Raw genomic sequence first — 772 nt, 5'->3', positions numbered from 1 at the left:
TGGCCAGGAACAGAGCGCCAGAGGGTGATTTGATCAGCGAAGGGTCAAGGGTTCGCTCCGCCCGGGACTCCGTTCGCCGCGACGGTGAAGCGAGTCACGACGAGCCGGGGTCGCGGCCCCTGACCTGAGGAATTTCAACGGTGGATGGACTGGCCTCGATCGGAGTACGGGAACCTGTTCCCGTATGGAGGTCGAGGGGACAAGCGCAGCGCGTCAGGCCTCGGCGGCCCTTGTTCGTAAAGCCATCACTTGCGTGGCTGACAAATGGCGAAGCTCAGAATTGGAAAAAACCAGGTCAGCCCTCAACCACCTGGTTTCTTCGTCCCACTGGGCCAAATTGTCTATGAGAAACCTATAACGACCTTGATAAGCCTCCGCAAGATCCTCAGCAAGGGCCCTGTAAGCCTCTCCAGGCGTTTTTAACGCCAAATACACTGCATCTAGCACGGGGTCTGGTTTCGTTGCTCTGCCGACTTCCTGCGCCTTTTTGATGGCATATGCGTTGTATTCCTCTGCGCCAGTTTCGGGATCATCTGCTGGATTACCTGGGCAAAGTTTGTCCTCCCATGGGAGGACATAGGAGGCGCGGCCCAGGATGAACTGCAGGACGTAATCCGAAGGTATGGCGAGACGCTGCATGAGGAATTTTCCTAGACGAAAATCGAATGGTAGCGCAGAGGGCTTTGGGCAGCGAAAGCTGCTTCCAGAGCGGCCAAAAGCCGCTCTGATAAACCGGCGTCGAAGACGACGGAAACAGCCTGACAGACGCCAC

At 57.0% G+C, this 772-nt stretch carries 1 protein-coding gene; it reads right to left on the bottom strand.

From position 1 onward, the window contains the following. Positions 1–213: 213 nt before the first annotated feature. Positions 214–639 carry a hypothetical protein gene (locus AACW30_RS23990; protein WP_073454712.1) on the bottom strand — a complete coding sequence of 142 codons (426 nt, stop codon included), beginning with the start codon at positions 637–639 and terminating at the stop codon, positions 214–216. Between the last annotated feature and the right edge of the window lie 133 nt (positions 640–772).

The organism is Pseudomonas sp. MF6747, from assembly GCF_963890955.1.
Lineage (GTDB): Bacteria > Pseudomonadota > Gammaproteobacteria > Pseudomonadales > Pseudomonadaceae > Aquipseudomonas.
Note: the sequence above shows the minus strand (reverse complement) of the source record. Positions and strands in the feature narration are given on the sequence as shown.